Origin of the sequence: Phenylobacterium sp. 58.2.17, from assembly GCF_026411515.1 — a bacterium.
Lineage (GTDB): Bacteria > Pseudomonadota > Alphaproteobacteria > Caulobacterales > Caulobacteraceae > Phenylobacterium.
Genome location: NZ_JAPMTQ010000002.1, coordinates 19561 through 45547, shown reverse-complemented (window position 1 = coordinate 45547; position 25987 = coordinate 19561). Strand labels below are relative to the sequence as shown.

Sequence of the window (25987 nt, the reverse complement as noted above, 5' to 3'; positions counted from 1 at the left end):
AGATTTCGATCATTCACCGCCGCGATCCATGCGGCGACCTCATGGATGATCGCCATGGCCATCTCGCCCGTCGCGTCTGCGCCATTGTCTCGTGGCGTCGTGGAGGTCCGGCATCTGCGGCTGGTCCAGGCCATCGCCGGCGAAGGCGGCGTGACGCGCGCGGCCGGGCGGCTGAACCTCAGCCAGTCGGCGCTCAGCCATCAACTGCTCAATCTGGAGCGCGATCTAGGCGCACGGCTGTTCGACCGGGTCGGCAAGAAGATGGCGCCCACGCCGGCCGGCCTGCGGCTGCTGGCGGTGGCCGAGCGGGTGCTGCGCGACCTGCATGAGGCCGAGACCGACCTCGCTGCGGGCAAGGAAGAACGAACGCCGCTGCGCGTGGCCGCGGCGTGCCACACCTATTACAGTTGGCTGGCCGCGGTCTTGGCCCGCTTCGGCGCCAACCGGCCGCAGCTGGACGTCCAGGTCGCCTTCCAGGCCACCCGCCGGGTGATCGAGGCCCTGGCCGCCGACGAGGTCGACGTGGTGATCACCTCGCGCCCGCCGAACGACGAGCGCTTCGCCCGGCAAGCATTGTTCTCGCTGGAGATCGTCGCCCTGCTCGGCACGAGGCACGAACTGGCCGCGGTCCCGCGCCTGGCCTGGAGCGACCTTGCCGACCAGACCCTGCTCATCCACGACCTCCCGGACGACGATGTCGAACTGCTACGCGCCTCGGTTCGCGATCGCGGCGGCGCGGCGCCTGGCCAGGTTTGGCGCGTGCAGTTGACCGAGGCGATCGCCGAGCTGGCGCGCGCCTGCCACGGGGTCGGCGTCATCACCCGCTGGTCCGCCGCGCCGCTGGAGACGGATCTGGGCCTGCACCTGCGCCCTCTGCACCCCCGCGAGCAGCGTCAATACTGGGCGGTCTGGCGACGGAGCAATCCACGCGACCTGCCGGTCGAAGCGCTGAGCGACTTCCTGTCGGCCGAGATGATCGTCGAAAACGATGCGACAGACGCATGATTTCCATGTCGACAATGCGTTTCACGCATCCATAGGCCGTACCTAGGCTCACCGGCGTCTCTCCCCAACTGGAAGCCGCCACATGAGAACCTGGTCCTACATCGATCACGTCGCCCTTGATGACCTGCGCATGGTCGAGCGCCCCGATCCGAATCCGGGGCCGCACGACGTCGTCCTGCGGATGCGCGCCGTCGCCCTGAACTATCGCGACGCGGCCATCGCCTCCGGCCACTACCACATCGGTGTCGCCGCCCCCCTGATCCCGGTCTCGGACGGGTGCGGCGAGGTCGTCGCAGTCGGCTCTGCGGTCAGCCGCTTCAAGGTCGGCGACCTCGCCTGCCCGACCTACCTGCCCGACTGGATCGACGGACCGATCAGCGCCCGAACCGCGATGCGCCGCCTGGGCGGGCCGTCCGACGGCGTCCTGGCAGACCTGGTGATGCTGAAGGAGGACGAGGCGGTGCGCGCGCCGGCCCATCTCTCGCCGGAGGAAGCCGCAACCCTGCCGGTCGCCGCGGTCACCGCCTGGCATTCGCTGCACGTGCTGGGTCGGCTGCGCCCCGGCGAGGTCCTGCTGGTGCAGGGCGCCGGGGGCGTGTCGTCCGCCGCCGTCCTGATCGGCAAGGCCAGCGGCGCCCAGGTGATCGTCGCCACCCGAGGCGCGCGCCATGCTGAGGCGCTGGTCGCCCTCGGCGCCCATGCCGTGATCGATTCCGAAGCCGCCGACTGGCCCGTGGCCCTGCTGCGCGCCACGGGAGGTCGCGGCGCAGACGTCATCGTCGACGTGGCCGGCGGCGCATCGCTCAACCGATCCCTTCAGGCGCTGCAACCGGGCGGGCTGCTGCATCAGGTCGGCTACGCCGCCGACACCCATGCGGACATCGACATTTACGAGGCCATCCGCCGCGCCGTGACGATCCGGGTCGCCACCGCCGGCCACCGGACCAGCTTCGAAGAGGTGGTCCGCACGTTCGAGCTTCACCGCCTGCACCCGCCGATCGCCCAGATCCTGCCGGCCGACGACTTCGTCGGCGGGCTGGCCGCGCTCAAGGCTGGCGGCCACCTCGGCAAGGTGGTGCTGACCTTCTAGTGGGTAAGCTCGACCTGCGGGAACTGCTGCTCGAACTGGCCCAGAGCCTGCGGGCTGAGACGCACCGCGATGCGCGATCCGCCATCCTCGTCGTCGACGCGGTCCATGACCCGGCCGTGCCGGTACAGCCACGCCATCGCTGCGCCATCGGCCGCCGTCAGCTTGACCGAAACCGGCGGCGCGTCGTCCACCAGCCGCGCGATCGCCGCCAGCAGCGCATCGCAGCCCTCGCCGCTCACCGCCGAGACCATGACCGCTGGCGGGTGATGGCGCCGCGCATCGCCGGCGACCTGCTCGCGGTCCTCGGGCTCCAGCAGGTCTGCCTTGTTCCAGACCTCGATGACGTTGCGCTCCTCGACGTCGACGCCGAGCCGGTCGAGCACCGTCCGGACGTCCTCGGCCTCGGCCTCCGTCTCCTCGCTGGCGATGTCGCGGACATGCAGAATGACGTCGGCCTCCTTCACCTCCTCGAGGGTCGCGCGGAAGGATTCGACCAATTCGTGCGGCAGGTCGGAGATGAAGCCCACGGTGTCCGACAGGATCGCCGGGCGGCCGTCGGGCAGGTCCAGCATCCGCAGGGTCGGGTCAAGGGTGGCGAACAGCATGTCCGCCGCCATCACGTCCGCCTTGGTCAGGCGGTTGAACAAGGTCGACTTGCCCGCGTTGGTGTAGCCGACCAGGGCGACCGCCGGGAACGGATGGCGCTGGCGCGCCCCGCGCTGCAGGTTGCGGGTGCGCCGCACCTCGACCAGCTCACGCTTCAGCTTGCCGATCTTTTCGGCCAGCAGCCGGCGGTCGGTCTCGATCTGGGTTTCCCCCGGACCGCCCATGACCCCGAAGCCGCCGCGCTGGCGTTCCAGGTGGGTCCAGGTGCGAACCAGCCGCGAACGCTCGTACGACAGGCGGGCCAGTTCGACCTGCAGGATGCCCTCGCGGGTGCGGGCGCGCCGGGCGAAGATCTCAAGGATCATCCCCGTGCGGTCCATCACCTTGACCTGCCACGCCTTTTCCAGATTGCGCTGCTGGACTGGCGTCAGGGCGTCGTCGACGACCGCGACGTCGACCTGGAGCTGAAAGCAGAGCTCCCCGATCTCGTCGACCTTGCCGCTGCCGAACAGCGTCGCAGGCGTGCGCTTGCGCAGGGGCGCGATGATCGCGTCCCGGATTTCCAGGTCGAGCGCCAGCGCAAGGCCGACGGCCTCGTCCAGGCGCGCCTGTGAGCTGCGCGCCGAGTCGCGGCCGTCTCGCTGGGGATGAATAACGAGCGCCCCCTGAGGGGGCGCTTCACGATCGATGGACTTGGAGGTCAATCGCCCTCGTCTTCCGCCGGTTCATAGAGCTGAACGGGCTGGGCCGGCATGATGGTGGAAATGGCGTGCTTGTAGACCAGCTGCGACTGGCCGTCGCGGCGCAGCAGCACACAGAAATTGTCGAACCAGCTCACGACGCCCTGCAGCTTCACGCCGTTCACCAGGAAGATCGTCAGCGGCGTCTTCGATTTGCGGACGCTGTTCAGGAACGTGTCCTGGAGGTTCTGTTTCTTTTCGTTGCCGGACATGGCTTGTCGCCCTTTTTTCTGTTCGGGAGGCAAGACGCCTCCCACACACATGCATGAGGCTAGACCGGCGGACATGACCGGCGCAATCGCGCCGCTCGCATCAGACGGCCGTCGCCCTCGCGCGCTCGATATAGAGGCGACGGAGCTTTATCGCCACCGGTCCGACCTCACCATTTCCGATCGGCTTGTCGTCGAGCGCCACCACCGGCAGCACCAGGCTGCCGGCGCCGGTGATGAACGCTTCCTTCGCGGCGACCGCCTCGGCGGGCGTGAACGGCCGCTCATCGACCTGCATGCCTTCGTCGCGCAGGACCTCCAGCAGCGTGCGCCGGGTGACGCCGCGCAGGATGTTGGCGTTGGTGTCGCGGGTGCGCAGCACGCCGTCGGCATCGATGATCCAGGCGTTGGACGAGGCGCCCTCGGTGACGAAGCCCAGCTCGTCGACGAACCAGGCCTCGGCCGCGCCACGCTCCTTGGCCGCCTGTTTGGCGAGCGCATTGGGCAGCAGGCCGACGGTCTTGATGTCGCAGCGGCCCCAGCGGTTATCCGGAGTGGTAATGACCTTCACGCCCTTGGCGGCCTTGGCCTCGGTCGCTGCGCGATCCACCGGCGAGACGGTGATCACCACGCTCGGCGCCACCGGCTGGTCGGGGAAGGCGTGGCCGCGCGGGGCGACGCCACGGCCGACCTGCAGGTACAGCAGGCCTTCACGGATCCGGTTGCGGCGCACCGCCTCGCGCAGGACGATGGTCAGGGCCGCGCGGCTCATCGGCATCGGGATGCGCAGTTCGGAGAGGCTGCGCTCCAGGCGCGCGAAGTGCCCCTCGGCGTCGGCCAGCTTGCCGTCGAACAGGGCCCACACTTCGTAGACCGCGTCGGCCAGTTGGTAGCCGCGGTCCTCGATGTGCACCACGGCCTCGCCGTGCCGCACGAACTGCCCGTTCACATAGGCGATACGCCCCACCTTACGCGTCCTCTTCTTCCATAGGCCTGGCGCCCGAAAGGCCCAGAGACTTCAGTTTGCGGTGCAGGGCCGAGCGCTCCATGCCGATGAAGGCCGCGGTCCGCGAGATGTTGCCCGAGAAGCGCAGCATCTGGGCGTTGAGGTACTCGCGCTCGAACACCTCGCGCGCCTCGCGCAGCGGCAAGGCGATGATCTTCTCTGCCCCTAGGCTGGACGGCTGATCGTTCACCACCGCGTCGTTGGGCAGCATCTCCGCGCTGATCGGCTCGCCGGGATCGCCGGCCGCCAGGATCAGCATGCGTTCGACGTTGTTGCGCAGCTGGCTGAGGTTGCCCGGCCAGGCCCGCACCTGCAGCGCAGCCAGCGCATCGTCGGCCAGCCGCCGGCGCGGCATGCCGGTCGCCTCGCAGATCCGGTTGACGAAGTAGTCGATCAGCTCGGGGATGTCCTCGCGCCGCTCCGACAACCCCGGGACGCTGACCGGGACCACGTTCAGGCGGTGGAACAGATCCTCGCGGAACCGGCCCGCATTGATCTCCTCACGCAGATCGCGGCAGGTCGAAGAGACCACCCGAACATCGACCTGCACGTCCTGCTCTCCGCCCACGCGGCGGAATCGCTGCTCCACCAGGACCCGTAGGATACGGCTCTGGGTCTCGCGCGGCATGTCCGCCACTTCATCGAGGTATAGCGTCCCGCCATGGGCCCGCTCGAAGACCCCGATCTTGGCCGGGCGGCCGCCTTCCAGCTCCTCGCCGAACAGCTCGGTGTCCACGCGCTCGGGCGTCATGCCGGCGGCGCTGATCACCACGAACTCGTTGCGCGCTCGCGGGCTGGCGGCGTGGATCAGCCGCGCCACGGTCTCCTTGCCCGAGCCGGGCGGACCGGCGATCAGCACCCGGCTGTTGGCCGAGGCCAGCTTGGCGATCAGGCCGCGCAGTTGCTGGGTGACCACGGACTTACCGATCAGCCCGTCCGGCTGGATCGTCTGGGCGCGCAGGCGGCGGTTCTCGCGCTTGAGATTGCTGGTCTCCAGCGCCCGCTCGACGCAGAGCAGCAGCCGGTCGGACTTGAACGGCTTTTCCAGGAACTCGTAGGCGCCGCGCTTTATCGCGCTGACCGCGGTCTCGATGTTGCCGTGCCCGGAGATCATGATCACCGGGATATCGGCGTCCAGGGTCTTGACCAGGTCGAGCAGTTCCAGCCCGTCCATCCCCCCGCCCTGCATCCAGATGTCGAGGATCAGCAGCGCCGGCTTGCGCGACTTGATGGCGGCCAGCGCGCTCTCGGAGTCGTTGGCCGTGCGCACCGCATAGCCTTCGTCCGACAGGATGCCTGCAACGAGCTCGCGGATATCCGCCTCGTCGTCGACCACCAGTACATCAGCCGCCATCACATCACTCCTGCGTCTTGAGCTCTTGGCTCAGGTCCGGCGGCGGCGTCGGACGCGCCCGGCGCCGCCGTGGGAAGTTTCAGCACTGCACGGGCCCCGCGTCCGCCCGTCGCATCGGTCAAAATCAACTCGCCGCCGTGGTCTTCCAGGATGCGCTTAACGATCGCCAGGCCCAGCCCCGTGCCCTTCTCGCGGGTCGTCACATAGGGCTCGGTCAGGCGATCGCGATCCTTGTCGGGCAGGCCGACGCCGTTGTCCTCGACGATCACCTGCACCCCCTGCTCGTCGGCGATCAGGCGCGCGGTGATCCGGCCCTTGGGCTCGGGCTCGACAGCGACGCGCGCGGCCACGGCCTCGGCGGCGTTCTTCAGGATGTTGGTCAGCGCCTGGGCCAGCATCCGGCCGTCGGCGACCAGCGTCACGTGCGGCGTCGGGTCGAGCAGCTCGACCTCGATGTCCGGGGCGGCGACCCGCTGAGCGAACACCGCAGCGCGGACCAGTTCGGCGCCGTCCTGCGCGGCGAACTTCGGAGTCGGCATCCGGGCGAAGGACGAGAACTCGTCGACCATCCGGCCGATCCCGTCGACCTGGCGCACAATGGTGTCGGTGCAGCGGTCGAAGGTCTCGAGATCTTCGACCGGCACGTCCTTGCGGAACTTGCGGCGCAGGCGCTCGGCCGACAGCTGGATCGGGGTGAGCGGGTTCTTGATCTCGTGGGCGATCCGGCGCGCGACATCGCGCCAGGCGGCGTTTCGCTGGGCCGAGACCAGGCGGGTGATGTCGTCGAAGGTCAGCACCAGTCCGCCTTCCGAGCGGCTGGCGCGCACGCGCAGCCGGTGGGTTTCGCGGGCCCGCGCCACGTCCACCTCCGCCTCGGATTCGCCGGCGGCGTCGGCGCGATCGGCGATGGCGACGAACTCCGGCGCCACCTCGGCCAGCCGCCGGCCGCTGGTCTGGCCCTCGACCAGATCGAGCAGGATGCGCGCCTGACGGTTCACGGCCGAGATCCGGCCGTCGGAGTCCAGGCCGATGACCCCGGCCGAGACTTCGGCCAGCACGGTCTCGATGAACTGGCGACGCTCCTCGGCTTCGTCGCCCGCGCGCTTCAGGGCCGCTTGCTGGGCCTGAAGATCGTGCGTCATGCTGTTGAAGGCGCGGGACAACACGGCCAGCTCCTCGGGATCTTCGGAGGTGTCGACCCGCACGTCGAGATCGCCGCCGGCGACCCGCCCGGCGGCCTGCACCAGCCGCCCGACCGGGGCGGAGATGGCGCTGGCCGCGCCCATGCCGAGCCACACCGCCCCGACCAGCACCAGCATCGCCGTTTCGATGTAAGAAAGGGCGAAAACCCGTTGAATTCGCGCGCGACTCTCCGCCGCCTCGCGATAGGCGGTCACTGCCCGGTCGGCCTCGTGCAGCTGGTTGACGATGCCCGCCTGCACCGGGCGCGTCACATAGAGATAGGCGTCGGGATAGGCGGTCAGCCGGGTCAACGCGCGCGTCAGGTTGGGCGACACCGAGATCGACCCCTCGTCGGCGGCCGCGAAGCTGGAGGGCGGCGGCGCCTGGAAGCCGACCACCCCGACCGCCTCGGCCCGCGCCAGGATCCGGCCCTCGCGATCGATCAGATAGGCGGCCGGAAACGCGTGATAGGAGGCCTGATAGGCCAGGAAGTGGCTGAACGTGACCGGGCTGACCTGCAGCGCCGGGGCGGCGCGGTTCAGGTCGTTGGCCATCAGGGTCACGTGTTCTTCGACGAACTGGCTCTGATCGTCGACATAGGACCGCATCACCGTCGCCGAGTTCTCGACCACAGTCTGAACGCGCTCGGAGAACCAGTTCTCGACCCCGCGGTTGACCAGCACCGTGTAGAACAGCGCCACGACCATCGCCGGGGCGACCGCCGCCAGCGCGAACAGGGTCACGAACCGCACATGCAGGCGCGCCGCCGGGTCCACCGACCGCGCCCGTAGCATCGTCGCCACCCGGAAGCCCACCTGCGCGGCGAGCGCCAGGATCAGCACCAGGTTGAGGCCCAGGATCGCCAGGATGTTCTTGGAGGCCGGAGCCAGCGGGCCCGTCTCGGGCGGCGAGGCGGCCAGCAGGATCGCCACCGCCGTGAGCACCGCGGCCAGGGCGTAACCCCCGCCGAGCACATAGCGCGACTGCAGCGCCCGCCAGAACCGCGCGGCGGGCGTCGCGTGAGTTCCGCCATCGTGACTCAAAGACGCCATTGCAGCGGCGAGCCTAACCAGCTGTGCCCCAAATTCAACACTGATGTTGCGCTCAGGCTTCACAGTCGTCTGACAGCCGCCTGGGGATGACAGCGCTCTGCGAGTGCGCTATCGGTGGTCGCGATGATCCTCGCCACCAGCCAATATTCGTTTTGGTATTTTGGCTATTCCGATGCCGCTGGCGGAGGAAGGGGATCGCGCGACAGCACGCTGTCATAGGACGCAAGACCCACCCAGCCGCCAGCACCTGGCGGCTTTTCTTTTGCGCCGCCGGAGCCTGAAATCACCCGGAGCGCACCCGTGAACACCGACGACCTACGTATCCTCGACATCAAGCCCCTCGCCTCGCCGGCGCAGGTTATGGGCGACCTGCCGGCCAGCGACGCCATCGGCGCACTCGTGTCGGACAGCCGACAGAAGATCCACCAGATCCTGCACGGCGCCGATGACCGGCTGGTGGTGGTCATCGGTCCCTGCTCGATCCACGATCCGGTCGCGGCGATGGACTATGCGCGGCGACTGGCCGCACAGCGCGCCCGCTTCGAGGGCCAGCTCGAAATCGTCATGCGGGTCTATTTCGAGAAGCCGCGCACCACCGTCGGCTGGAAGGGCCTGATCAACGACCCGCATCTCGACGGCACCTTCCGGATCGATGAGGGCCTGCCGCTGGCGCGCAAGCTGCTGCTGGAGGTCAACGCGCTCGGTCTGCCGGCCGCGGTTGAGTTCCTGGACGTGACCACGCCGCAGTACCTGGCCGACCTGGTGGCCTGGGGCGCGATCGGCGCCCGCACCACCGAGAGCCAGATCCACCGCGAGATGGCCTCGGGTCTTTCCTGCCCGATCGGTTTCAAGAACGGCACCGACGGCAACCTGCGCATCGCCGTGGACGCGGTGAAGGCCGCCAGCCAGCCCCACCATTTCCTGGCCATCGGCAAGGACGGCCGCGCCGCCATCGCCGCCACCCGGGGCAATGACGACAGCCACGTGGTCCTGCGCGGCGGCAAGGCCCCGAACTACGACGCCGCCGGCGTCGCGGCAGCCTGCGCGGAGCTGGCCGCCAGCGGCCTGCGCCAGAGCCTGATCATCGACGTCAGCCACGCCAACAGCGGCAAGAATCCGGAGAACCAACCGGCTGTCACCCGCGACGTCGCCGCCCAGGTCGCCGCCGGCGACGCGCGGATCGCCGGGGTGATGATCGAGAGCCATCTGGCGGCCGGGCGCCAGGATCTCGTCGAGGGCCAGCCGCTGGTCTATGGCCAGAGCATCACCGACGGCTGCATCGACTGGGACAGCTCGGTCGAACTGCTCGAAGAGCTGGCCCTGGCGGTCGAGGCCCGTCGTCGGGTGCGCGCCGCCCAGCCGGCCGGCGAACCGGTCCAGGCCTGATCGGCCAGGCGGGAGCGCGCACCGGGGCGCGCTCCCGTCGATATTCTCCCCCTCCCGCCGCCTCGGGACTTGGCGCGCCCGACCGGTTCAGGTCTGTTGACGTCAGCTTCGCCGTCAACAGACCAGGACCTGACATGGCCGATCCCCGCTCCCTGGGCTTTTGCCCCGACCGCCTCGCCAAACTCGACCGCTTCATCAGCGAAAAGTACCTGCAGCCCGGCCGCATGCCCTGCGCCCAGGTGCTGATCGCCCGCCATGGCGAGATCGTGCACGAGTTCGTCGGCGGTCAGCGCGACCTGACCCGAGGGCTGGCCTGCGAGGCCGACACCGTCTTCCGCATCTATTCGATGACCAAGCCGATCACCTCGATCGCCTTCATGATGCTGGTCGAGGAAGGCAAGGTCGCGCTCGACGATCCGGTCCACCGTTTCATTCCCGAGTGGGCCAATCTCGGCGTCTTCAACGCCGGGGTCACCGGCGGCTTTCTGACAAAGCCGCCCGCGCGGCCGATGCAGATGGTCGACCTGCTGCGCCATACCTCCGGCCTAACCTACGGCTTCCAGAACCGCACCAATGTCGACGCCGCCTATCGCAAGGCGGGGGTCGGTGAGATCGGCAGCACCCTGCCCCTCGACGCCATGATCGAAACGCTCGCCACCCTGCCGCTGGAGTTCTCGCCCGGCGAGGCCTGGAACTACTCGGTCTCCACCGACGTGCTCGGCTACCTGGTCGGCAAGATCGCCGGCATGCCGTTCGAGCAGTTCCTGCAGCAGCGGATCTTCACGCCGCTTGGCATGACCGACACCGGCTTCCAGGTCCGCGAGGGCCAGGGCGGGCGGCTGGCCGCCTGCTACAACGCGACCCCGAAGGGCGGGTTGGACCTGCAGGACGACGCGACGACCAGCCCCTACCTGCGGCCGCCGTCGTTCGTCTCGGGCGGCGGCGGGCTGGTCTCGACCGCGGCCGACTACATGAAGTTCTGCCAGATGCTGCTGAACCGCGGCGAGTACGGCGGCGTGCAGCTCATCGCGCCCAAGACCCTCGACCTGATGACCGCCAACCACCTGCCCGACGGCAAGGACCTGACCCAGCTGTCGCGCTCGCTGTTCTCCGAGGCGACCAACGCCGGCGTCGGCTTCGGCCTCGGCTTCGCCGTCGTGCAGGACGCGCCCCGCACCCTGGTGCCGTGCAGCGACGGGGAGTTCTACTGGGGCGGCGCGGCGAGCACCGCGTTCTGGGTGGATCCGGCCGAGGATCTCTCGGTGGTGTTCATGACCCAGGTGCTGCCCTCGTCGGCCTATCCCATCCGGCGAGAGCTGCGGACCCTGATCTACTCGGCCCTGATCGAACCGGCCGTCTGAGCGCCGGCCGCTAGCGGCGGCCGCGGGCCATCTCCACGCCCAGGTCCTGGATCTTCTTGCGCAGCGTGTTGCGGTTGAGGCCCAGGATCTCGGCGGCGCGCACCTGGTTGCCGCGGGTCGCCGAAAGGGTCAGCTGGATCAACGGCCGCTCGATCTCCTCGAGCACGCGATCATAGAGCCCGGGCGGCGGCACTCCGTCCGGCTGTTCGGCGAAGTAGCCGCCCAGGTGCCGCTCGACCAGCGTCGCCAGGGTGACCGGCCCCTCGTGCCCGGGAATGGCCGGCTGCTGGTCGGCCAGTTCGCGCTCGACGATGCGGGCGGTGATCAGTTCCTCGGCATAGAGCGCGCAGATCCGCCGGATCAGGTTCTCCAGTTCGCGGACGTTGCCCGGCCAGCCGTGCAGCTTCAGGCGCTCCAGGGCGCTGGCGTCGATGGTCTTGGCCGGCAGACCCTCGCGGTTGGCGCGCAGCAGGAAGGCGCGGGCCAGGTCCGGAATGTCCTCGGTGCGGTCGCGCAGCGGCGGCAGGCGCAGCGGCGCGACGTTCAGGCGGAAGAACAGGTCTTCCCGGAACAGCCCCTGCTGGATCAGCGCGCGCAGGTCGCGGTTGGTCGCCGCGATGATCCGCACGTTCGGCGGGCGACCGGTCTTGGGGTTCACCGACTGCTCCGAGCCGTCGATCACCCGCAGCAGGCGGGTCTGGGCGTCCAGCGGCATGTCGCCGATCTCGTCGAGGAACAGCGTGCCGCCGTCGGCCTCGACCAGCTTGCCGTAGTCGCCGTCGTCGCGGCCGAACAGCTCGGCCTCGACCCGCTCGCGCGGCACCGCGGCCAGGTTGATGACCACGAACTTGCCGTCCTTGCGGCGACCCATGTCGTGCAGGGCGCGGGCCACCAGTTCCTTGCCGGTGCCGCTTTCCCCCAGGATCAGCACCGTCAGGTCCGCCCCGACCAGCCGCGCGATGGTGCGATAGACGTCCTGCATCGGTCCCGAGCGCCCGATCAACGGCAGCCGCTCGTCGCGCACTGCACGGGCCTGGGCCTTGGTCGCTTCGGTGTCGGCCGGCCGCGAGAGCGCGCGGCGCGCCGCCGAGGTCATGTCGTCCAGGTCGAACGGCTTGGAGACGTAGTCGAACGCCCCGGCGTCGGCCGCGTTGACCGCGGTCAGCAGGGTGTTCTGGGCGCTCATCACGATCACCGGCAGCCGCGGCCGCTCCTTGCGGATGCGCGGCAGCACGTCGAACACGTTCTCATCCGGCATCACCACGTCGGTGACGACCAGGTCGCCCTCGCCGTCCGACACCCACTTAAGCAAGGTGGTGGCGTTGCCGGTGGCCCGGACCTGATAGCCCAACCGGGTGAAGGCCTGGCTCAAGACCAGCCGGATCGACGCGTCGTCGTCGGCGATCAGGATCTTCTTGCTGGCGTTCGTCATCGCATTCATGCCGGCGTATCCTCTCCAGACGCGATCGGCAGGAGCACGCGGAAGGTCGTGCGCCCCGGCTCGGATTCGAAATCGATCAGGCCGCCGTGCCCGGCGACCAACTTGGCGACCAGGGCCAGGCCCAGGCCCGCTCCATGGGTCTTGGTGCTGACGAACGGTTGGAACAGGCTCTCGCGCAGGTGCGCGGGCACGCCTGGGCCGTTGTCCTGAATGCGCACTTCCAGCGGCGCGCCGCGCAGCACGTGTCCCTTGGCGGCGCGGACCTTCACGCCATGCCGATAGGCCGTGTGGATGGTGATTGCCCCGCGACCGTCGCCCCGCGCATGGGCGGCTTCGGCGGCGTTTTTCACCAGGTTCAGGAAGATTTGGATCAACTGATCCTCGTCGCCGTAGGCCGGCGGCAGCGAGGGATCGTAGTCGTCGGTCAGGATCAGGCCGTCGGCAACGCCGTTGGCGGCCAGCGCCTTCACCCGGTCGAGTACCTGGTGGATGTTGATCGGATGGCAGTCCGGCAGCGCGTCGTCGGAGAACGCCTCCATGCGGTCGACCAGCCGCCGGATACGGTCGGTCTCATCGACGATCAGTTGAGCCAGGGGGGCGTCCTCGGCCCGCGCGCCAGCCTTCAGCAGCTGGGCCGCGCCGCGGATTCCGGCCAGCGGATTCTTGATCTCGTGCGCCAGCATGTGGCCGAGCCCGACAATGGTCCGGAGGCCCGCTTGCTCGGCGCCGGTCCGCTCCGCGCCCAGCGCCCCGCCCTTGACGTGCAGGGTCAGCAGCACCGAGCCGTCGCCGAGCGGCGCGGCCGCGCCGTCCGCCTCGAAGGACGGATGGCCGAACAGGCTGATCTCCACGCCCCGCTCGCGGACCCGAACCCCCTCCTCCAGGGCCCGCTCGAGCAGCGAGACCAGGGCCGATCCCGGCGGCAGCGCCGCGTCGAACCGCCCTCGGGTCAGCAGCCCCAGCCCCTGCCCGAACAGCGCCTCGGCCGCCTCGTTCACCGCAACCAGCGCCCCGTCGCGGCTGACCACCAGCGCCGGTTCCGGAGAGACGTCGAACGCGCTCGACTTCAGGAGTTCCAGATTCAGGCCGGACGACGCCGCGCGGGTTTGGTTGTTCATGCGGCCAGTCTCGGTTGGGGGTCACGCCACAGGGCGGCCAGGCCGGCTTCGACCTCCGCCGGATCGTCGAGCCGGCACAGCGTCGAGCGTGCGGCCCGGCGCGCCTCGGCCGTCTCAGGCCAGGGCGCATTTTCGATGTAGGAGGCCAGGTGCTTTCGGAAGATCCGAACTCCCAGCCGATCGCCGTAGAAGTTGAGGCTGTCGCGGAAGTGCTCCAGCGCGATCTCCAGTCGCCGCTCGGCTTGCGGCTCCTCGAACGCGCGCCCGGCCAGCTCGGCCTCGATCTGGGTGGCGACCCACGGCCGCCCGTAGACGCCGCGGCCGACCATCACCCCGTCGGCGCCCGAGGCCGCCAGCGCCTTGCGCGCGCTGTCCCCGTCGGTGATGTCGCCGTTGACGATGACCGGGATCGAGACCGCCTCGGTCACCGATCGGACCGCGCTCCAGTCGGCGCTGTCTTTGTAGAACTGACTGCGCGTCCGCCCGTGGATCGTCACGGCGCGCGCGCCCCTGGCCTGCGCACGGGCGGCGATGTCCGGCGCGTTCTTCGAGACCGCGTCCCACCCCAGCCGCATCTTCACGGTGACCGGCACGTCGACCGCATCGACCGCGGCAGCGATCAGACTTTCGGCCAGCTCCGGCTCGCGCATCAGCGCCGAGCCTGACAGCACGCCAGTCACTTCCTTGGCAGGGCAGCCGAAGTTCAGGTCGATGATCTGGGCGCCCGCCTGGGCCGCCAACCGCGCGCCCTCGGCCATGTGCGCCGGCTCGCGCCCGACGAGCTGGACGACCATGAGCGGCAGCCCCTCGCCCACCGCCGCGCGCCGCACGACGTCCGGCCGGCCTTTGGAGAATTCGGCGCAGGCCACCATCTCGGTCGCGACATAGGTCGCGCCCAGCTTGCTGGCGGCCTTGCGGAACGGCAGATCGGACACGCCGGTCATCGGCGCGATCCAAGCGCGGCCGCCGACTTCCACATCCCCGATCTTGAGCGCGCTGCTCATTTTGTAATCACCCCTACCGCCTCCGTTTTAGGCAAATTGTGCGGCGCCGTAAAGCCTAGACAGCGGGCATATGCGCCCTAAACAAGCCCCATGGATTTCTCAGCTGTCATCGTCGCCGCCGGTTCCAGCACCCGCGCCGGTCCCGGAGCGCCCAAGCCGTGGCGCAGCTTGGGCGGCCGCCCCATCCTCTCCTGGTCGATCGACGCCTTCAGCGCCGCCGGCGCGCGACAAATCGTCGTGGTCGTGGCGGACGGCTGGATCGATGAGGCCGCCGAACTGCTTGAGGCGGTCGACAACTGGTCGGTCGTGCCGGGCGGCGCGACCCGGGCCGAGTCCGTGCAGGCCGGCCTCAAGGCCATCACCGGGCCCGCCGATGCGCCGGTCCTGGTCCACGACGCCGCCCGCCCCCTTCTGAACGGCGCGCACATCGAGGCCTTGCTGGCCGCGCTCACCGACGCCGACGGCGCGGTTCCCGCCCTGCCGATGGCCGATACGCTCAAGCGCGGAACCGGCGGCGTGGTCTCCGAGACCGTGCCGCGCGAGGGCCTGTGGCGCGCCCAGACGCCCCAGGCGTTCCGCCTGTCGACCCTGACCGACGCCTATGGCGCCTGGCCGGCCGACGCCGAGCCGACCGACGACGCCGCCGTGGTCGAACGCGCTGGCGGCAAGGTGGCGATCACGCCTGGCGACCCGCGGCTGATGAAACTGACCTATCCGGAGGATTTCGCCATGGCCGAGCAACTGGCGGGCGGCGCGCGCATCACCCGTATCGGCCAGGGCGTGGACGCGCACCGCTGGGGCCCGGGCGAAGCGGTCTGGCTATGCGGGGTGAAGATCGAGCACGACCAGACCCTGATCGGCCATTCCGACGCGGACGCCGGGCTGCACGCCCTGACCGACGCGATCCTCGGCGCCATCGGCGAAGGCGACATCGGCGAGCACTTCCCGCCGTCCGATCCGCAATGGAAGGGCGCGGCGTCCGACAGATTCCTGCTGCACGCGGTCGAAATCCTGACGAACAAGGGCGGCCGGATCATCAACGCCGACGTCACCCTGGTCTGTGAGCGGCCCAAGATCCGCCCCCACCGAGACGCCATGCGCCAGCGCCTGGCGCAGCTGCTGGGCGTGCCGCTCGACCGCGTCAGCGTGAAGGCCACCACCACCGAGGGCATGGGCTTCACCGGCCGCCAGGAGGGCCTGCTGGCCCAGGCGATCGTGGCCGTCGAGACCCCTGCCTAGGGCAGCCAGGGCCAATTCACCTTCATCTGCGCGTACATCGCCCCGGCGAGGTTCATGTAGTCGTCGGTCCAGGGCCGAGCTGCGGTCGGGTCCGTCTGCGACCAGCGCTTATCGACCTCATACGGCGCCAGCGCCGCCAGGCTGCGGCTCACGATCATCGCGTCCTCGGCCGACTCCCAGAGCGGCGGGCTGCCCTTGGCCGGGCTGTGGCGCTGGATCAGGGCGAAGCCTCCCGCCGCCTCGGCGACCGCCATGGCCGGCGCGCGCAGCTCAAGATTGCGGTTCGACAGGTGGACGATGAGCACGCCGTCGGGCTTGAGCTTGGCCAAATAGCCCTTCATCGCCTCGACGGTCAGCAGGTGCGCCGGCACCGCATCAGACGAGAAGGCGTCGATCAGCAGGACGTCGAACGTTCCGGCGGGCTGCTTGGCGAGAGTCAGGCGCGCGTCGCCGACCACATAGTCGATCACCCCCTTGGCGCAGGTCGTCGTGTAGCTGAAGTACTTGGGATCGGTCGACAGCCGGATCACCAGCGGGTCGATCTCGAAGAAGGTCAGGTGGTCGCCCTTGCGGGAATAGGCCGCGACCGCCCCCGTCCCCAGGCCCACCGCCCCGACCCGAAGCGGCGTCGGACGCTTGGTCTCATGGCTGAAAACCTGCCCGATCGGCGTCTCCGGCGCGTAGTAGACCAGCGGTCGGCACATGTAGCGCGGATCCTGGGCCTGGGCGCCGTGCAGGGTCGTGCCGTGCGACAGCATCTTCACGGCTCCGCCCATCGCCGGGACGGGCATCTCCGACTGGCGAAGGACGCCGAAAAAGCTGCGCCAGCTGTGGCGCACATCGACACGGTCGCCGACCAGCTCGGCGGAAATCGAGAGCAGGACCACCAGCCCGAAGAACACGATCATCTGGCGGCGGATCACGAAAGCGCTGACGCTCGCTAGAATCAGCAGGGCGCCGACGACGACCTTGAAATGATCGACCATCCCGAACTTCAGCGCGATGACCGGCGCAGCCGCCGCGGCGAGCCCCCCGAGCGCGAAGATGGCCCAGCGCCAGGGTTCGACGGGCTGAAGCCCTGGTCGCGCCAGGCAGGCCAGCACCAGCACCAGCGGATACTCCCAGACGTTGGTGAAGATCACCGGCGCCAGGAAGGCGTTGAACGCGCCGCCGACGACGCCGCCGAACGACATCCAGAGATAGAACTCCGTCAGGTGCGCCGGATCGGGCCGCCGGGCGACCAGCGTCTGGTGGCACATCAGCGCGGTCAGGAAGAACGCCGCCAGGTGCACCGACAGCTGCAGCATGAAGTTGGCCGACTTGAACGGCATCAGGGCTGCGCAGGCGACCACCGCCGCGGCCTGCAACATCAGTGTCAGCTTCGGCGAGACGATCGGCCGGTTGGAGAAGGCGATGATGAAGGTCAGCAGGTAGAGGGCCAGCGGAATGACCCAGAGGAACGGCGCCGAGGCCACGTCGGTGGTGATGTGGGTCGTCACCCCGAGCATCAGGCTGGAGGGGATCGCCGCCAGGCCGATCCAGATCGCCCGGTCGCGCCAGCTCGGCGCAGGACCGGCGGCGGCGGCCGGCGCTTCGATCGTCGCCACCCTCGCCCGCGAGACGAACAGGGCCAGGGTCGCCATCAGCACGACGAAGGCGACATAGCCCGTGCTCCAGCCGGCGGTCTGTCCGTGCAGGGTGGCCAGCGGCTCGACCAGCGCCGGATAGGCCAGCAGCGCCAGCAGGCTGCCAAGGTTCGAGGCCGCATAGAGGACATAAGGCTCGGCCCCGGTCTCGGCATGGATGGTGCGCGCATGCCAAGCCTGCACCAGCGGCGCCGTGGCCGACAGGATGGCGAACGGCGCCCCGATGGAGACCGCCAGCACTCCCAGCAGCCACAGCGACGGGTAATCGGAGGACGGCTCGCCCAACGCCCCGGTCACCCGCAGCGGCAGGGCCAGCGCCGCGGCCAGCAACGCCGCGACATGCACCAGCGCCTGGACCCGCACCGACCGGATCTTCTGAAGAAAGTGGGCGTAGCCGTAGCCGACCAGCAGCGCGGCCTGGAAGAAGGCGATCGAGGTGTTCCAGACCGAGGAGCTGCCGCCCAGCAGCGGCAGGACCAGCTTGGCCACCATCGGCTGGACCAGGAACACCAGGCACGCGCTGGCGAACGTCGTCACCGCGAAAAGGATCGGCGAGATCGAGGCGGCTGGCCGTTCGGCCCGCTCTAACGTGGTCATGGGATCGAATCGGCTTGTGTGGGGGGCTCGGGCGATGTTGTGGTCAGCCTTCGTCCTTGCCTAGAGCCTGCTGGAGTCGCCCCCATGTTTTCCCTTGAGATCGAAACCCTGGCGCGACTGCTGATCGACGAAGCGCGCGAGCGCTCCCTGCGGATCGTCACCGCCGAGAGCTGCACGGGCGGTCTGGTGGCCGGCGCGATCTGCTCGATCCCCGGAGCCTCGGACGTCTTCGAGCGCGGCTTCGTCGTCTATACCAATCGCGCCAAACAGGAGCTGCTCGGCGTCCCTGGCGACCTGATCGCCGATCTGGGGGCGGTGTCCGAGCCGGTCGCCCGCATGATGGCCGAAGGCGCGCTTGAGGCGTCCAACGCCCATGTCGCCGTGGCGATCACCGGCGTCGCCGGTCCGGGCGGCGGCACGCCGATGAAACCGGTGGGCACCGTCCACATAGCCACGGCTCGCTCCAACCAGGCGCTGATGCACCGCGCCGAGCTGTTCGACGGCGTCACCCGCGGCGAGATTCAGGAACAGGCGGTGCAGGCCGCGCTGCAGGCGCTGCGCGACCGTATGACCTAAGCCGGGTAGAGCGCCCTAGCCCGCCCTTCGAAGCAGGCCATCAGGCGCTCGACGGCATGATTGAAGTTGGCGTCCAGAACGCCCGTGAGCAGCCGGGTCTTGAACTCGAAATCGATGTCGAACTCGATCCGGGTTCCGCCCGGCGCCTCGACGAAGCGCCAGCGGTTCAACAGGTGCTTGAAGGGCCCGGACAGCAGTTGCACGTCGATCTGCCGCGCGTTCGCGTCCCGCCGCACGCGGGTCGAGAAGGCTTCCTTCAGGAACGAAAAGCCGACACCGACCTTGGCGTCGAACTGGCTGATTCCCTCGCCCTGCGTCGTATGGTTCCAGGTCCGCATCGACTGGACCCAGGGCACGAACTGCGGATAGGCCTCCACGTCGCCGACCAGCGTGAACAGCTGGTCGGGCGCGTAGGGCAGCACCTTTTCGATATGGTGGCGCGGCAAGTGGTTAGGCCGCCGCGTCCTTGGCGAGCCGCGCCGCCTTGAGCCGCGCGAAGTCCTCACCGGCGTGGTGCGACGAGCGGGTCAGCGGGCTGGCCGAGACCATCAGGAACCCCTTGGCTCGCGCGATTTCCTCATAAGCCTTGAACTCGTCGGGCGTCACGAAGCGGTCGATGGCCGCGTGCTTGCGCGTCGGCTGGAGGTACTGGCCGATGGTCAGGAAGTCGACGCCGGCCGACCGCATGTCGTCCATGACCTGCATGACCTCTTCCTTGGCCTCCCCCAGCCCGACCATCAGGCCGGACTTGGTGAACTGGTTGGGGTCGCGCTCCTTCACGCGCTCCAGCAGCCGCAGCGAGTGGTAGTAGCGCGCGCCCGGGCGGATCGAGAGATAGAGCCGCGGCACCGTCTCGAGGTTGTGGTTGAAGACGTCCGGCTTGGAGTCGATGACGATCTCAGCCGCGCTCGGGGCCTTGCGCAGGAAGTCCGGGGTCAGGATCTCGATCGTGGTGCCGGGCGCGGCCGCGCGGATCGCATGCACCACCGCGGCGAAGTGCGCCCCGCCGCCGTCGGCCAGGTCGTCCCGGTCGACGGAGGTGATGACCACATGCTTCAGCCCCATCTTGCGAACCGCGTCGGCGACGCGCGCCGGCTCGGTCGGGTCGAGCGGCAGCGGCTTGCCGGTGCTGACGTTGCAGAAAGCGCAGGCGCGGGTGCAGATCTCGCCCATGATCATCATGGTCGCGTGGCTCTGGCTCCAGCACTCCCCGATGTTCGGGCAGGCCGCCTCCTCGCAGACCGTGGTGAGCCCATGCTCCTTCACGATCGAGCGCGTGGCGTTGTAGCCGGGCGAGCCCGGCGCGCGCACGCGCAGCCATTCCGGCTTTCGCAGGATCGGCGTGTCGGGGCGCGACTGCTTTTCGGGATGTCGGGGCCGTGGCCCCCCGAGGGTGTCGATGACGGTCGCCATGAGGCCTAGATCGGCTTTCTGCCCCTTCGGATCAAGGCGTGATTGAGCGGCCCGGCGACGCATGGTCAAACTCGGCCATGGTTCGTGCGTTCCTGCTCGCCGCTCTGCTTCTTTCGCTTGCGGCCTGCGAGCGCGACGGCGGCCGCGAACCGTTCGCCGAAAGCCGCACGCCGGCCTCGCTCGCGCCGCGGTTCTATCCGCCCGAGGGCTGGGCCTGGGGCTATATCGGCGTGGGCGACCAGCCGCTGCAGCGATATGGCGTGGCCAGCACCCGGCGGGTGCCGGTCGCCACCGTGGTGATCGTGCCCGGCTACGGCGAAACCGCCGAACTCTGGTTCGAGACCGCCTCGGACCTGATCGAGCGCGGCTGCACGGTCTGGATCCTCGACCGCGCCGGCCAGGGCGGCTCGGGGCGCTACGTCCTGCCGCGCGACCTCGGCTTCATCCCCTCCTTCGATCCGGAGGTCGCGGCCCTGCGCGAACTGGTGCGGGTCGTGGTCCGGCCGACGCCCGAAACGCCGCTGATCCTGCTGACCCAGGCCGACGGCGCGGTGGTCGCGCTCAGCGCGGTCCGCTCGGGGCTGAGGACGGACGGCGTGATCGCCAGCTCGCCGCAAATCGCCGAACCGCCGGAAAAGGCCCTGCTGGGGCCTGTGAAGCGCGCCTCCAAACCACCGCCGGGATGGAAGCCCTGGAGCCGCGAGCGCGCCGACGACCGCGCCGCGGGCCGGACCCACGACGCCTGGCGCGGACAGGTCGGCCACGCCTGGATGACGGCCAATCCCGACCTGCGCCTGGCCGGCCCCAGCCTTGGCTGGACCAAGGCCTTCGAAACCGCCAGCCGCGTGCTCGAATCCGGCGCGCGGCAGGTCCGCGCGCCGGTCCTGATGCTGAACCCCGACCGGGGCGCGGACGCCTTCTGCCGGCAGTTGGCCGATTGCACCGCCACCACCCTGAGCAGCGCGCGCAGCGCCCTGCATATCGAGGCCGATCGCTGGCGACGCCCCTGGCTCGACGCGGTGGAGGCGTTCATCGACGCCCGCCGCTCCGATGGCGCGACTGCGACGATTTCGGCAGTTCCGGCAAGGTCTTAAGCGCCTTTCCGCACTTGACGCGCAGGCCGAAGCTCACGACCTGTTACGCATCTTTTCAACCACCGGCGTCAGCGATAGGCTCGCGCCCAACAATAATCGGCGAGACGTTCGGGGAGGTTTTCGCCTTTGTCGCGTTCTTTTGATCCGCGTTCGTGCGAGCGCTCACTTTTCGATGCGCTGGTCGACGCTCGCGCCACCTACGGCGCCAAGAAGCCGATCCTGGAAGACCAGGAGCGCAAGCCGCTCACCTATACCGACCTGATCCGCGCCTCGTTCGCCCTCGGGCGCAAGATCGCGGCCATGACCACCGAAGGCGAGCGCGTCGGCGTCATGCTGCCGGCCAGCGCCGGCGCGGTCGTCACCTTCTTCGCCCTGCACGCCTTCGGCCGCACCCCGGCGATGCTCAACTTTACGGCCGGCATCCGCAATCTGAAGGCGGCCTGCGAACTGGCCGGGGTCAAGCGCGTGCTCACCTCCCACCGCTTCATCGAGCAGGGCAAGCTGCACGACCTGATCGACGCCCTGGAGCCGTTGGCGGCGGTCACCTATCTCGAAGACGTGCGCGAGACGGTCGGCCTGTCCGACAAAGTGTTCGCGGCTGCGGCCGGCGCCTTCCCCAAGCGCTTCCGCGCCGCCACCAAGCCGTCGGACCCGGGCGTGATCCTGTTCACCTCCGGCAGCTTCGGCGCGCCGCGCGGGGTGATCCTCAGCCAGTCGAACCTGATCGCCAATGTCGAGCAGGTCGCCGCCCACATCCCGCTCGACCCGTCGTGGGTGATGTTCAATCCCCTGCCGACCTTCCACTGCTTCGGCCTGACCGGCGGGGTGCTGCTGCCGCTGCTGAAGGGCATGAAGGCGTTCGAGTATCCGTCGCCGCTGCACGTCAAGCAGATCCCGCCGCTGATCAAGGACACCGGCGCTTCGATCCTGTTCGCGACCGACACCTTCCTCAATCAGTACGCCCGCGCCGCCGAGCGCGATGAGCTGTCGGGCCTGAAGTTCATCGTCTGCGGCGCCGAGAAGGTGCGCGACGAAACCCATAACCTGATCCGCGACCGCTTCGGCGACATCCCCGTGCTCGAGGGGTACGGCGCGACCGAGGCCTCGCCCGTGATCGCCGTGAACAAGCCCACCGACAACCGTCGCGGCACTGTCGGCGGCCTGCTGCCAGGCATGGAGATCAAGCTGGAAAAGGTCGAAGGCATCCCGGGCGGCGGCCGCCTGTACGTCCGTGGCCCCAACGTTATGGCCGGCTATCTCACCGAGAACGGCCTCGAGCCGCCGCCCGGCGGCTGGCACGACACGGGCGACGTGGTCGACATCACTGACGACAACTGGATCAAGATCCTCGGGCGGGTGAAACGTTTCGCCAAGATCGGCGGCGAAATGGTCTCGCTGACTGCCGCCGAGGACATCGCCACCGCCGTCTGGCCCGACAGCCGCCACGCGGTGATCGCCATGCCCGACCCCAAGAAGGGCGAGCGCCTCGTGCTGGTCACCGACCGCCGCGACGCCGATCCTGGCCCGCTGGTCGCCCACGCCCAGACCATAGGGGCGCCAGAGCTGGCGGTGCCGCGCAAGATCATCCGGGTGACCGAGATCCCGGTGCTCGGCACCGGCAAGACCGACTATGTGGCGATCATGCGGATGGCGGAGGCTGACGGGCGCCGCGCCGCCTGATCCCGACGGCATCGCGCCGCGTCCGGCGCCGATTGGGAGGGACTGCCATGCCGAACCTCGAGGCCTGGGCGCCGCGGGTGCTGAGTCTGTTGCGCATCATTGCGGCCCTGCTCTTCATGGAGCATGGGCTGATGAAGCTGTTTCACTTCCCCGCGCCGCAGCCGGGCGCCCCCGATCCGTTGCCGATGATGCTGCTGGCGGCGGCCTGGATCGAGGTGATCGGCGGCGGCCTGCTGGCGCTGGGGCTGTTCACCCGGCTGGCGGCCTTCGTCTGCTCGGGGCAGATGGCGGCGGCCTACTTCATCGCCCACGCCTCGCAGGGATTCTGGCCGGCGCTCAACGGCGGCGAGCCGGCGATCCTGTTCTGCTTCGTCTTCTTCTATCTGGTGTTCGCCGGCGGCGGCGCCTGGAGCCTCGACGCCATGCGCCGCGGTCGCCGCCGACGGCTGTAGTTTGAGGGCGCCAGAGCGCCCTCACCTACGTCAGATGTGCAGAACGCGCCCGTAGGCGTCGAGCGCGGCCTCGTGCATCGCCTCGCTCAGGGTCGGGTGCGGGAAGACGGTGGCGAACACCTCCTCCTCCGTGGCCTCCAGGGTGATGGCCAGGGTGAAGCCCTGGATCATCTCGGTGACTTCCGCGCCGATCATGTGCGCGCCGATCAGCGCGCCGGTCTTGCCGTCGAACACGGTTTTCACGAAGCCCTCGGTCTCGCCGGCGGCGATGGCCTTGCCGTTCACCTTGAACGGGAAGCGGCCGACCTTGGCCTCGATCCCCTGTTCCTTGGCCTGGGCCTCGGTCAACCCGACCGAAGCGATCTGCGGAGTCGAATAGGTGCAGCCGGGGATCGGCGAGCTGAGGTTGTTGGGCTTGAGGCCGGCGATGTGCTCGACGCAGTGCACGCCCTCGTGGCTGGCCTTGTGCGCCAGCCATGGCGGGCCGGCGACGTCGCCGATCGCGTAGAGGCCGGGCACGCCGGTCCCGCCGTGGGCGTCGGTGACCACGTGGGTCTTCTCGATCTTCACGCCCAGCGCCTCAAGGCCGAGGTCCTCGACATTGCCGACGATGCCGATGGCGACGATGGCGATTTCGGCTTCCAGCGTCTCAGTCTTGCCGCCGGCCTCCAGCTCGATGGTCACGCCGGTCTTGGACTTGGCGAGCTTCTTGACGCTGGCGCCGACCCGAAACTTCAGGCCACGCTTCTCGAACGCCTTGTGGGCGGTCTTGGAGACCTCCTCGTCCTCGACCGGCAGGATGCGCGGCAGCGCCTCGATCACGGTCACGTCCGAGCCCAACGCCCGGTAGAAGCTGGCGAATTCGATGCCGATGGCGCCCGACCCGATGACGATGAGCGACTTCGGGGCCGCCTTCGGAACCATCGCCTCGCGATAGGTCCAGACGCGATCGCCGTCCGGCTCCATGCCGATCGCCGGGACGGTGCGCGCCCGCGCGCCGGTGGCCAGGATCACGTGCTTGGCCTGCAGCGTCCGCGCGCCGCCGGCCTTCAAGGCCACGGCGACCTTGGGCGCGCCCTGCCCCTTTTCGAGCTTGGCGACGCCTTCGATGACCTCGATCTTGTGCTTCTTCATCAGGAAGGCGACGCCCGAGTTCAGCTGGCCGGCGACCTTGCGCGAACGCTCGATGATCTTGCTGAAGTCGAAGCTCGCCTTCTCGATCTTGAGGCCGTAGTCGGCCATGTGGCTGAGGTTCTCATAGGCCTCGCCGGACTTCAGCAGGGCCTTGGTCGGGATACAGCCCCAGTTGAGGCAGACGCCGCCCAGCGCCTCGCGCTCGACGATGGCGGTCTTGAAGCCCAGCTGGCTGGCGCGGATGGCGGTCACATAGCCGCCCGGGCCCGAGCCGATGACGATGACGTCGAAATCCATGACTTACTGCTTCCTCAGACGATCATCGTGATGGGATCTTCGATCAGGGCCTTGAAGGCCTGCAGCCAGCGCGCGCCGGTCGCGCCGTCCACCACGCGGTGATCGCATGACAAGGTGACGGTCATCACCGTGGCGATCGCCAACTGGCCGTTCTTGACCACCGGCCGCGGTTCGCCCGCGCCCACCGACAGGATGCAGCCCTGCGGCTCGTTGATGATCGAGCCGAACGACTTGATGCCGAACATGCCCAGGTTCGAGACTGAGAAGGTGCCGCCCTGGAACTCTTCCGGCTTCAGCTTGCGGGTGCGGGCCCGCTCGGCGAGGTCCTTGGCCTCCACCGCGATCTGGGCCAGGCCCTTGGTCTCGGCCTTGCGGATGATCGGGGTGATCAGGCCGCCCTCGATCGCCACGGCCATGGCGATGTCCGCGTTGTGGTGCATGGCGATGCCTTCGGGCGAATACGACGCGTTCGCTTCCGGCACCTGCTTCAGGGCCACGGCGGCGGCCTTGATCACCAGGTCGTTGACACTGACCTTCACGCCCTGCTTCTCCAGCATGGCGTTGATCTTGGCGCGGCTGGACAGCAGGCCGTCGATCTCCAGGTCGATGGTCAGCGGGAAGTGCGGCACGTCCCGGAAGCTGTCGGTCATCCGCCGCGCGACGGTCTTGCGCATGCCGTCCAGCGGAATGAGGTCGTAGCTGCCGTCCGGAATGCCCATCTGGGCCAGGCTCAGCGCCTGACGCGGCGCCGCGGCGCTCGCAGCCGCGGCGGCGGCCGGCTTGGCGGCCTGGGGCGTCGCGCCCTCGACGTCGCGCTTGATGATCCGCCCGTGTGGGCCTGAGCCCTGCATCTGGGCGAGGTCGAGGCCCTTCTGCTCGGCGATCCGCCGCGCCAGCGGCGAGGCGAAGATCCGTTCGCCCGAGGCGCGAGCGGACGCAGGCGCCGCCGCAACCGGCGCCGGAGCGGGTTTGGACGCCTCGGCCTTGGCGGGCTCAGCCTTCGGAGCCTCCGTCTGCGCCGTCGCAGCCTTGGGCGCCGGCGGCGCGGCGGCCGCGTCGTCGCCGCTCAGGCGGGCGATCGGAGTATTGACCTTCACGCCCTCCGACCCTTCCGGCACCAGGATGTCCTCGACCACGCCCTCGTCGACGGCCTCGACCTCCATGGTCGCCTTGTCGGTCTCGATCTCGGCGATCACGTCGCCGGACGAGACCTTGTCGCCCTTCTTCACGTGCCACTTGGCGAGCGTGCCCTCTTCCATGGTCGGAGAGAGCGCGGGCATCAGAACATCAATGGACATCTTCAAG

At 69.2% G+C, this 25987-nt stretch carries 22 protein-coding genes; 9 read left to right on the top strand and 13 right to left on the bottom strand.

Translation table 11 applies throughout. The features are described 5' to 3' along the window. Positions 1–54: 54 nt before the first annotated feature. Complete coding sequence (locus OUA97_RS02000) at positions 55–1005, top strand: LysR family transcriptional regulator (protein ID WP_267230084.1); 951 nt, start codon at positions 55–57, stop codon at positions 1003–1005. 82 nt (positions 1006–1087) lie between these two features. Next, entirely contained in the window at positions 1088–2095 is a 1008-nt protein-coding gene (locus OUA97_RS01995) for a zinc-dependent alcohol dehydrogenase family protein (RefSeq protein WP_267230083.1), read from the top strand. On the opposite strand, the gene hflX is transcribed toward OUA97_RS01995, so the two are convergent. From hflX to OUA97_RS01970, 5 genes are all read right to left on the bottom strand, one after another. Continuing rightward, a complete protein-coding gene (gene hflX / locus OUA97_RS01990) occupies positions 2092–3405 on the bottom strand; it encodes a GTPase HflX (protein WP_267230081.1) in 1314 nt (437 codons plus the stop codon). The genes OUA97_RS01995 and hflX overlap by 4 nt on opposite strands. After that, on the bottom strand, positions 3402–3653 hold the full coding sequence (hfq, locus tag OUA97_RS01985; protein ID WP_183770024.1) for an RNA chaperone Hfq: 252 nt from the start codon (positions 3651–3653) through the stop codon (positions 3402–3404). Before hfq ends, hflX begins: the two co-directional genes overlap by 4 nt. Before the next feature lie 100 nt (positions 3654–3753). Continuing rightward, the gene (locus tag OUA97_RS01980; RefSeq protein WP_267230080.1) at positions 3754–4617 is read right to left on the bottom strand and encodes a D-amino-acid transaminase; all 864 of its coding nucleotides are present in this window, start codon (positions 4615–4617) and stop codon (positions 3754–3756) included. 1 nt (position 4618) lies between these two features. After that, positions 4619–6010 (bottom strand): sigma-54-dependent transcriptional regulator, encoded by a 1392-nt coding sequence (locus tag OUA97_RS01975; protein WP_267230079.1) that lies wholly within the window; start codon positions 6008–6010, stop codon positions 4619–4621. Continuing rightward, positions 6010–8244 carry a sensor histidine kinase NtrY-like gene (locus tag OUA97_RS01970; protein WP_267230078.1) on the bottom strand — a complete coding sequence of 745 codons (2235 nt, stop codon included), beginning with the start codon at positions 8242–8244 and terminating at the stop codon, positions 6010–6012. The genes OUA97_RS01975 and OUA97_RS01970 overlap by 1 nt, the downstream gene beginning before the upstream one ends. Positions 8245–8544: 300 nt before the next feature. On the opposite strand from OUA97_RS01970, the gene OUA97_RS01965 reads away from it, so the two are divergent. Beyond that, entirely contained in the window at positions 8545–9630 is a 1086-nt protein-coding gene (locus tag OUA97_RS01965; RefSeq protein ID WP_267230077.1) for a 3-deoxy-7-phosphoheptulonate synthase, read from the top strand. Positions 9631–9764: 134 nt separating this feature from the next. After that, positions 9765–10991: a serine hydrolase domain-containing protein gene (locus OUA97_RS01960; protein WP_267230075.1), complete on the top strand. Its 1227-nt coding sequence runs from the start codon at positions 9765–9767 to the stop codon at positions 10989–10991. 10 nt (positions 10992–11001) lie between these two features. Here OUA97_RS01960 and OUA97_RS01955 read toward each other — a convergent pair whose 3' ends face one another. From OUA97_RS01955 to dusB, 3 genes are read right to left on the bottom strand one after another with little or no spacing between them, the layout of a single operon-like run. After that, a complete protein-coding gene (locus OUA97_RS01955; protein ID WP_267230329.1) occupies positions 11002–12423 on the bottom strand; it encodes a sigma 54-interacting transcriptional regulator in 1422 nt (473 codons plus the stop codon). A 5-nt stretch (positions 12424–12428) separates the two neighbouring features. Then, positions 12429–13550, bottom strand: coding sequence for a two-component system sensor histidine kinase NtrB (locus OUA97_RS01950; RefSeq protein ID WP_267230074.1), 1122 nt, complete (start codon positions 13548–13550; stop codon positions 12429–12431). Beyond that, positions 13547–14554: a tRNA dihydrouridine synthase DusB gene (gene dusB / locus OUA97_RS01945; RefSeq protein WP_267230073.1), complete on the bottom strand. Its 1008-nt coding sequence runs from the start codon at positions 14552–14554 to the stop codon at positions 13547–13549. The genes OUA97_RS01950 and dusB overlap by 4 nt, the downstream gene beginning before the upstream one ends. Before the next feature lie 90 nt (positions 14555–14644). Here dusB and OUA97_RS01940 point away from each other — a divergent pair, with 90 nt between their 5' ends. Continuing rightward, on the top strand, positions 14645–15793 hold the full coding sequence (locus OUA97_RS01940) for a bifunctional 2-C-methyl-D-erythritol 4-phosphate cytidylyltransferase/2-C-methyl-D-erythritol 2,4-cyclodiphosphate synthase (RefSeq protein ID WP_267230072.1): 1149 nt from the start codon (positions 14645–14647) through the stop codon (positions 15791–15793). Here the strand turns inward: OUA97_RS01940 and OUA97_RS01935 are convergent. Next, on the bottom strand, positions 15790–18036 hold the full coding sequence (locus OUA97_RS01935; RefSeq protein WP_267230071.1) for a spermidine synthase: 2247 nt from the start codon (positions 18034–18036) through the stop codon (positions 15790–15792). The genes OUA97_RS01940 and OUA97_RS01935 overlap by 4 nt on opposite strands. An 84-nt stretch (positions 18037–18120) precedes the next feature. On the opposite strand from OUA97_RS01935, the gene OUA97_RS01930 reads away from it, so the two are divergent. Next, positions 18121–18612 carry a CinA family protein gene (locus OUA97_RS01930; RefSeq protein WP_267230070.1) on the top strand — a complete coding sequence of 164 codons (492 nt, stop codon included), beginning with the start codon at positions 18121–18123 and terminating at the stop codon, positions 18610–18612. Here OUA97_RS01930 and OUA97_RS01925 read toward each other — a convergent pair. Together OUA97_RS01925 and lipA are read right to left on the bottom strand one after the other, a co-directional pair. Continuing rightward, positions 18609–19058, bottom strand: a complete 450-nt coding sequence (locus OUA97_RS01925) for a type II toxin-antitoxin system RatA family toxin (protein WP_267230068.1) — start codon at positions 19056–19058, stop codon at positions 18609–18611. The genes OUA97_RS01930 and OUA97_RS01925 overlap by 4 nt on opposite strands. A gap of 4 nt (positions 19059–19062) precedes the next feature. Beyond that, positions 19063–20025 carry a lipoyl synthase gene (lipA, locus tag OUA97_RS01920; RefSeq protein ID WP_267230067.1) on the bottom strand — a complete coding sequence of 321 codons (963 nt, stop codon included), beginning with the start codon at positions 20023–20025 and terminating at the stop codon, positions 19063–19065. Positions 20026–20102: 77 nt separating this feature from the next. On the opposite strand from lipA, the gene OUA97_RS01915 reads away from it, so the two are divergent. The 3 genes from OUA97_RS01915 (at position 20103) to OUA97_RS01905 (ending at position 23251) form a co-directional block, all read left to right on the top strand. Continuing rightward, complete coding sequence (locus tag OUA97_RS01915; protein ID WP_267230066.1) at positions 20103–21119, top strand: serine aminopeptidase domain-containing protein; 1017 nt, start codon at positions 20103–20105, stop codon at positions 21117–21119. Positions 21120–21245: 126 nt separating this feature from the next. Continuing rightward, positions 21246–22799: an AMP-binding protein gene (locus OUA97_RS01910; protein ID WP_267230065.1), complete on the top strand. Its 1554-nt coding sequence runs from the start codon at positions 21246–21248 to the stop codon at positions 22797–22799. Positions 22800–22846: 47 nt separating this feature from the next. Then, positions 22847–23251 (top strand): DoxX family protein, encoded by a 405-nt coding sequence (locus OUA97_RS01905; protein WP_267230064.1) that lies wholly within the window; start codon positions 22847–22849, stop codon positions 23249–23251. A 30-nt stretch (positions 23252–23281) separates the two neighbouring features. Here OUA97_RS01905 and lpdA read toward each other — a convergent pair whose 3' ends face one another. Continuing rightward, a complete protein-coding gene (lpdA, locus tag OUA97_RS01900) occupies positions 23282–24682 on the bottom strand; it encodes a dihydrolipoyl dehydrogenase (protein WP_267230063.1) in 1401 nt (466 codons plus the stop codon). Positions 24683–24696: 14 nt separating this feature from the next. Further along, positions 24697–25980, bottom strand: a complete 1284-nt coding sequence (locus tag OUA97_RS01895; protein WP_267230062.1) for a pyruvate dehydrogenase complex dihydrolipoamide acetyltransferase — start codon at positions 25978–25980, stop codon at positions 24697–24699. Positions 25981–25987: the final 7 nt, after the last annotated feature.

Coding starts and splice junctions, on each gene's coding strand:
- OUA97_RS02000 (WP_267230084.1), top strand. CDS start 55: ATGGCCATCTCGCCCGTCGCGTCTGCGCCATTGTCTCGTGGCGTCGTG.
- OUA97_RS01995 (WP_267230083.1), top strand. CDS start 1,088: ATGAGAACCTGGTCCTACATCGATCACGTCGCCCTTGATGACCTGCGC.
- hfq (WP_183770024.1), bottom strand. CDS start 3,653: ATGTCCGGCAACGAAAAGAAACAGAACCTCCAGGACACGTTCCTGAAC.
- OUA97_RS01975 (WP_267230079.1), bottom strand. CDS start 6,010: ATGGCGGCTGATGTACTGGTGGTCGACGACGAGGCGGATATCCGCGAG.
- OUA97_RS01970 (WP_267230078.1), bottom strand. CDS start 8,244: ATGGCGTCTTTGAGTCACGATGGCGGAACTCACGCGACGCCCGCCGCG.
- OUA97_RS01960 (WP_267230075.1), top strand. CDS start 9,765: ATGGCCGATCCCCGCTCCCTGGGCTTTTGCCCCGACCGCCTCGCCAAA.
- OUA97_RS01955 (WP_267230329.1), bottom strand. CDS start 12,423: ATGACGAACGCCAGCAAGAAGATCCTGATCGCCGACGACGACGCGTCG.
- OUA97_RS01950 (WP_267230074.1), bottom strand. CDS start 13,550: ATGAACAACCAAACCCGCGCGGCGTCGTCCGGCCTGAATCTGGAACTC.
- dusB (WP_267230073.1), bottom strand. CDS start 14,554: ATGAGCAGCGCGCTCAAGATCGGGGATGTGGAAGTCGGCGGCCGCGCT.
- OUA97_RS01940 (WP_267230072.1), top strand. CDS start 14,645: ATGGATTTCTCAGCTGTCATCGTCGCCGCCGGTTCCAGCACCCGCGCC.
- OUA97_RS01935 (WP_267230071.1), bottom strand. CDS start 18,036: ATGACCACGTTAGAGCGGGCCGAACGGCCAGCCGCCTCGATCTCGCCG.
- OUA97_RS01930 (WP_267230070.1), top strand. CDS start 18,121: ATGTTTTCCCTTGAGATCGAAACCCTGGCGCGACTGCTGATCGACGAA.
- lipA (WP_267230067.1), bottom strand. CDS start 20,025: ATGGCGACCGTCATCGACACCCTCGGGGGGCCACGGCCCCGACATCCC.
- OUA97_RS01915 (WP_267230066.1), top strand. CDS start 20,103: ATGGTTCGTGCGTTCCTGCTCGCCGCTCTGCTTCTTTCGCTTGCGGCC.
- OUA97_RS01905 (WP_267230064.1), top strand. CDS start 22,847: ATGCCGAACCTCGAGGCCTGGGCGCCGCGGGTGCTGAGTCTGTTGCGC.
- lpdA (WP_267230063.1), bottom strand. CDS start 24,682: ATGGATTTCGACGTCATCGTCATCGGCTCGGGCCCGGGCGGCTATGTG.
- OUA97_RS01895 (WP_267230062.1), bottom strand. CDS start 25,980: ATGTCCATTGATGTTCTGATGCCCGCGCTCTCTCCGACCATGGAAGAG.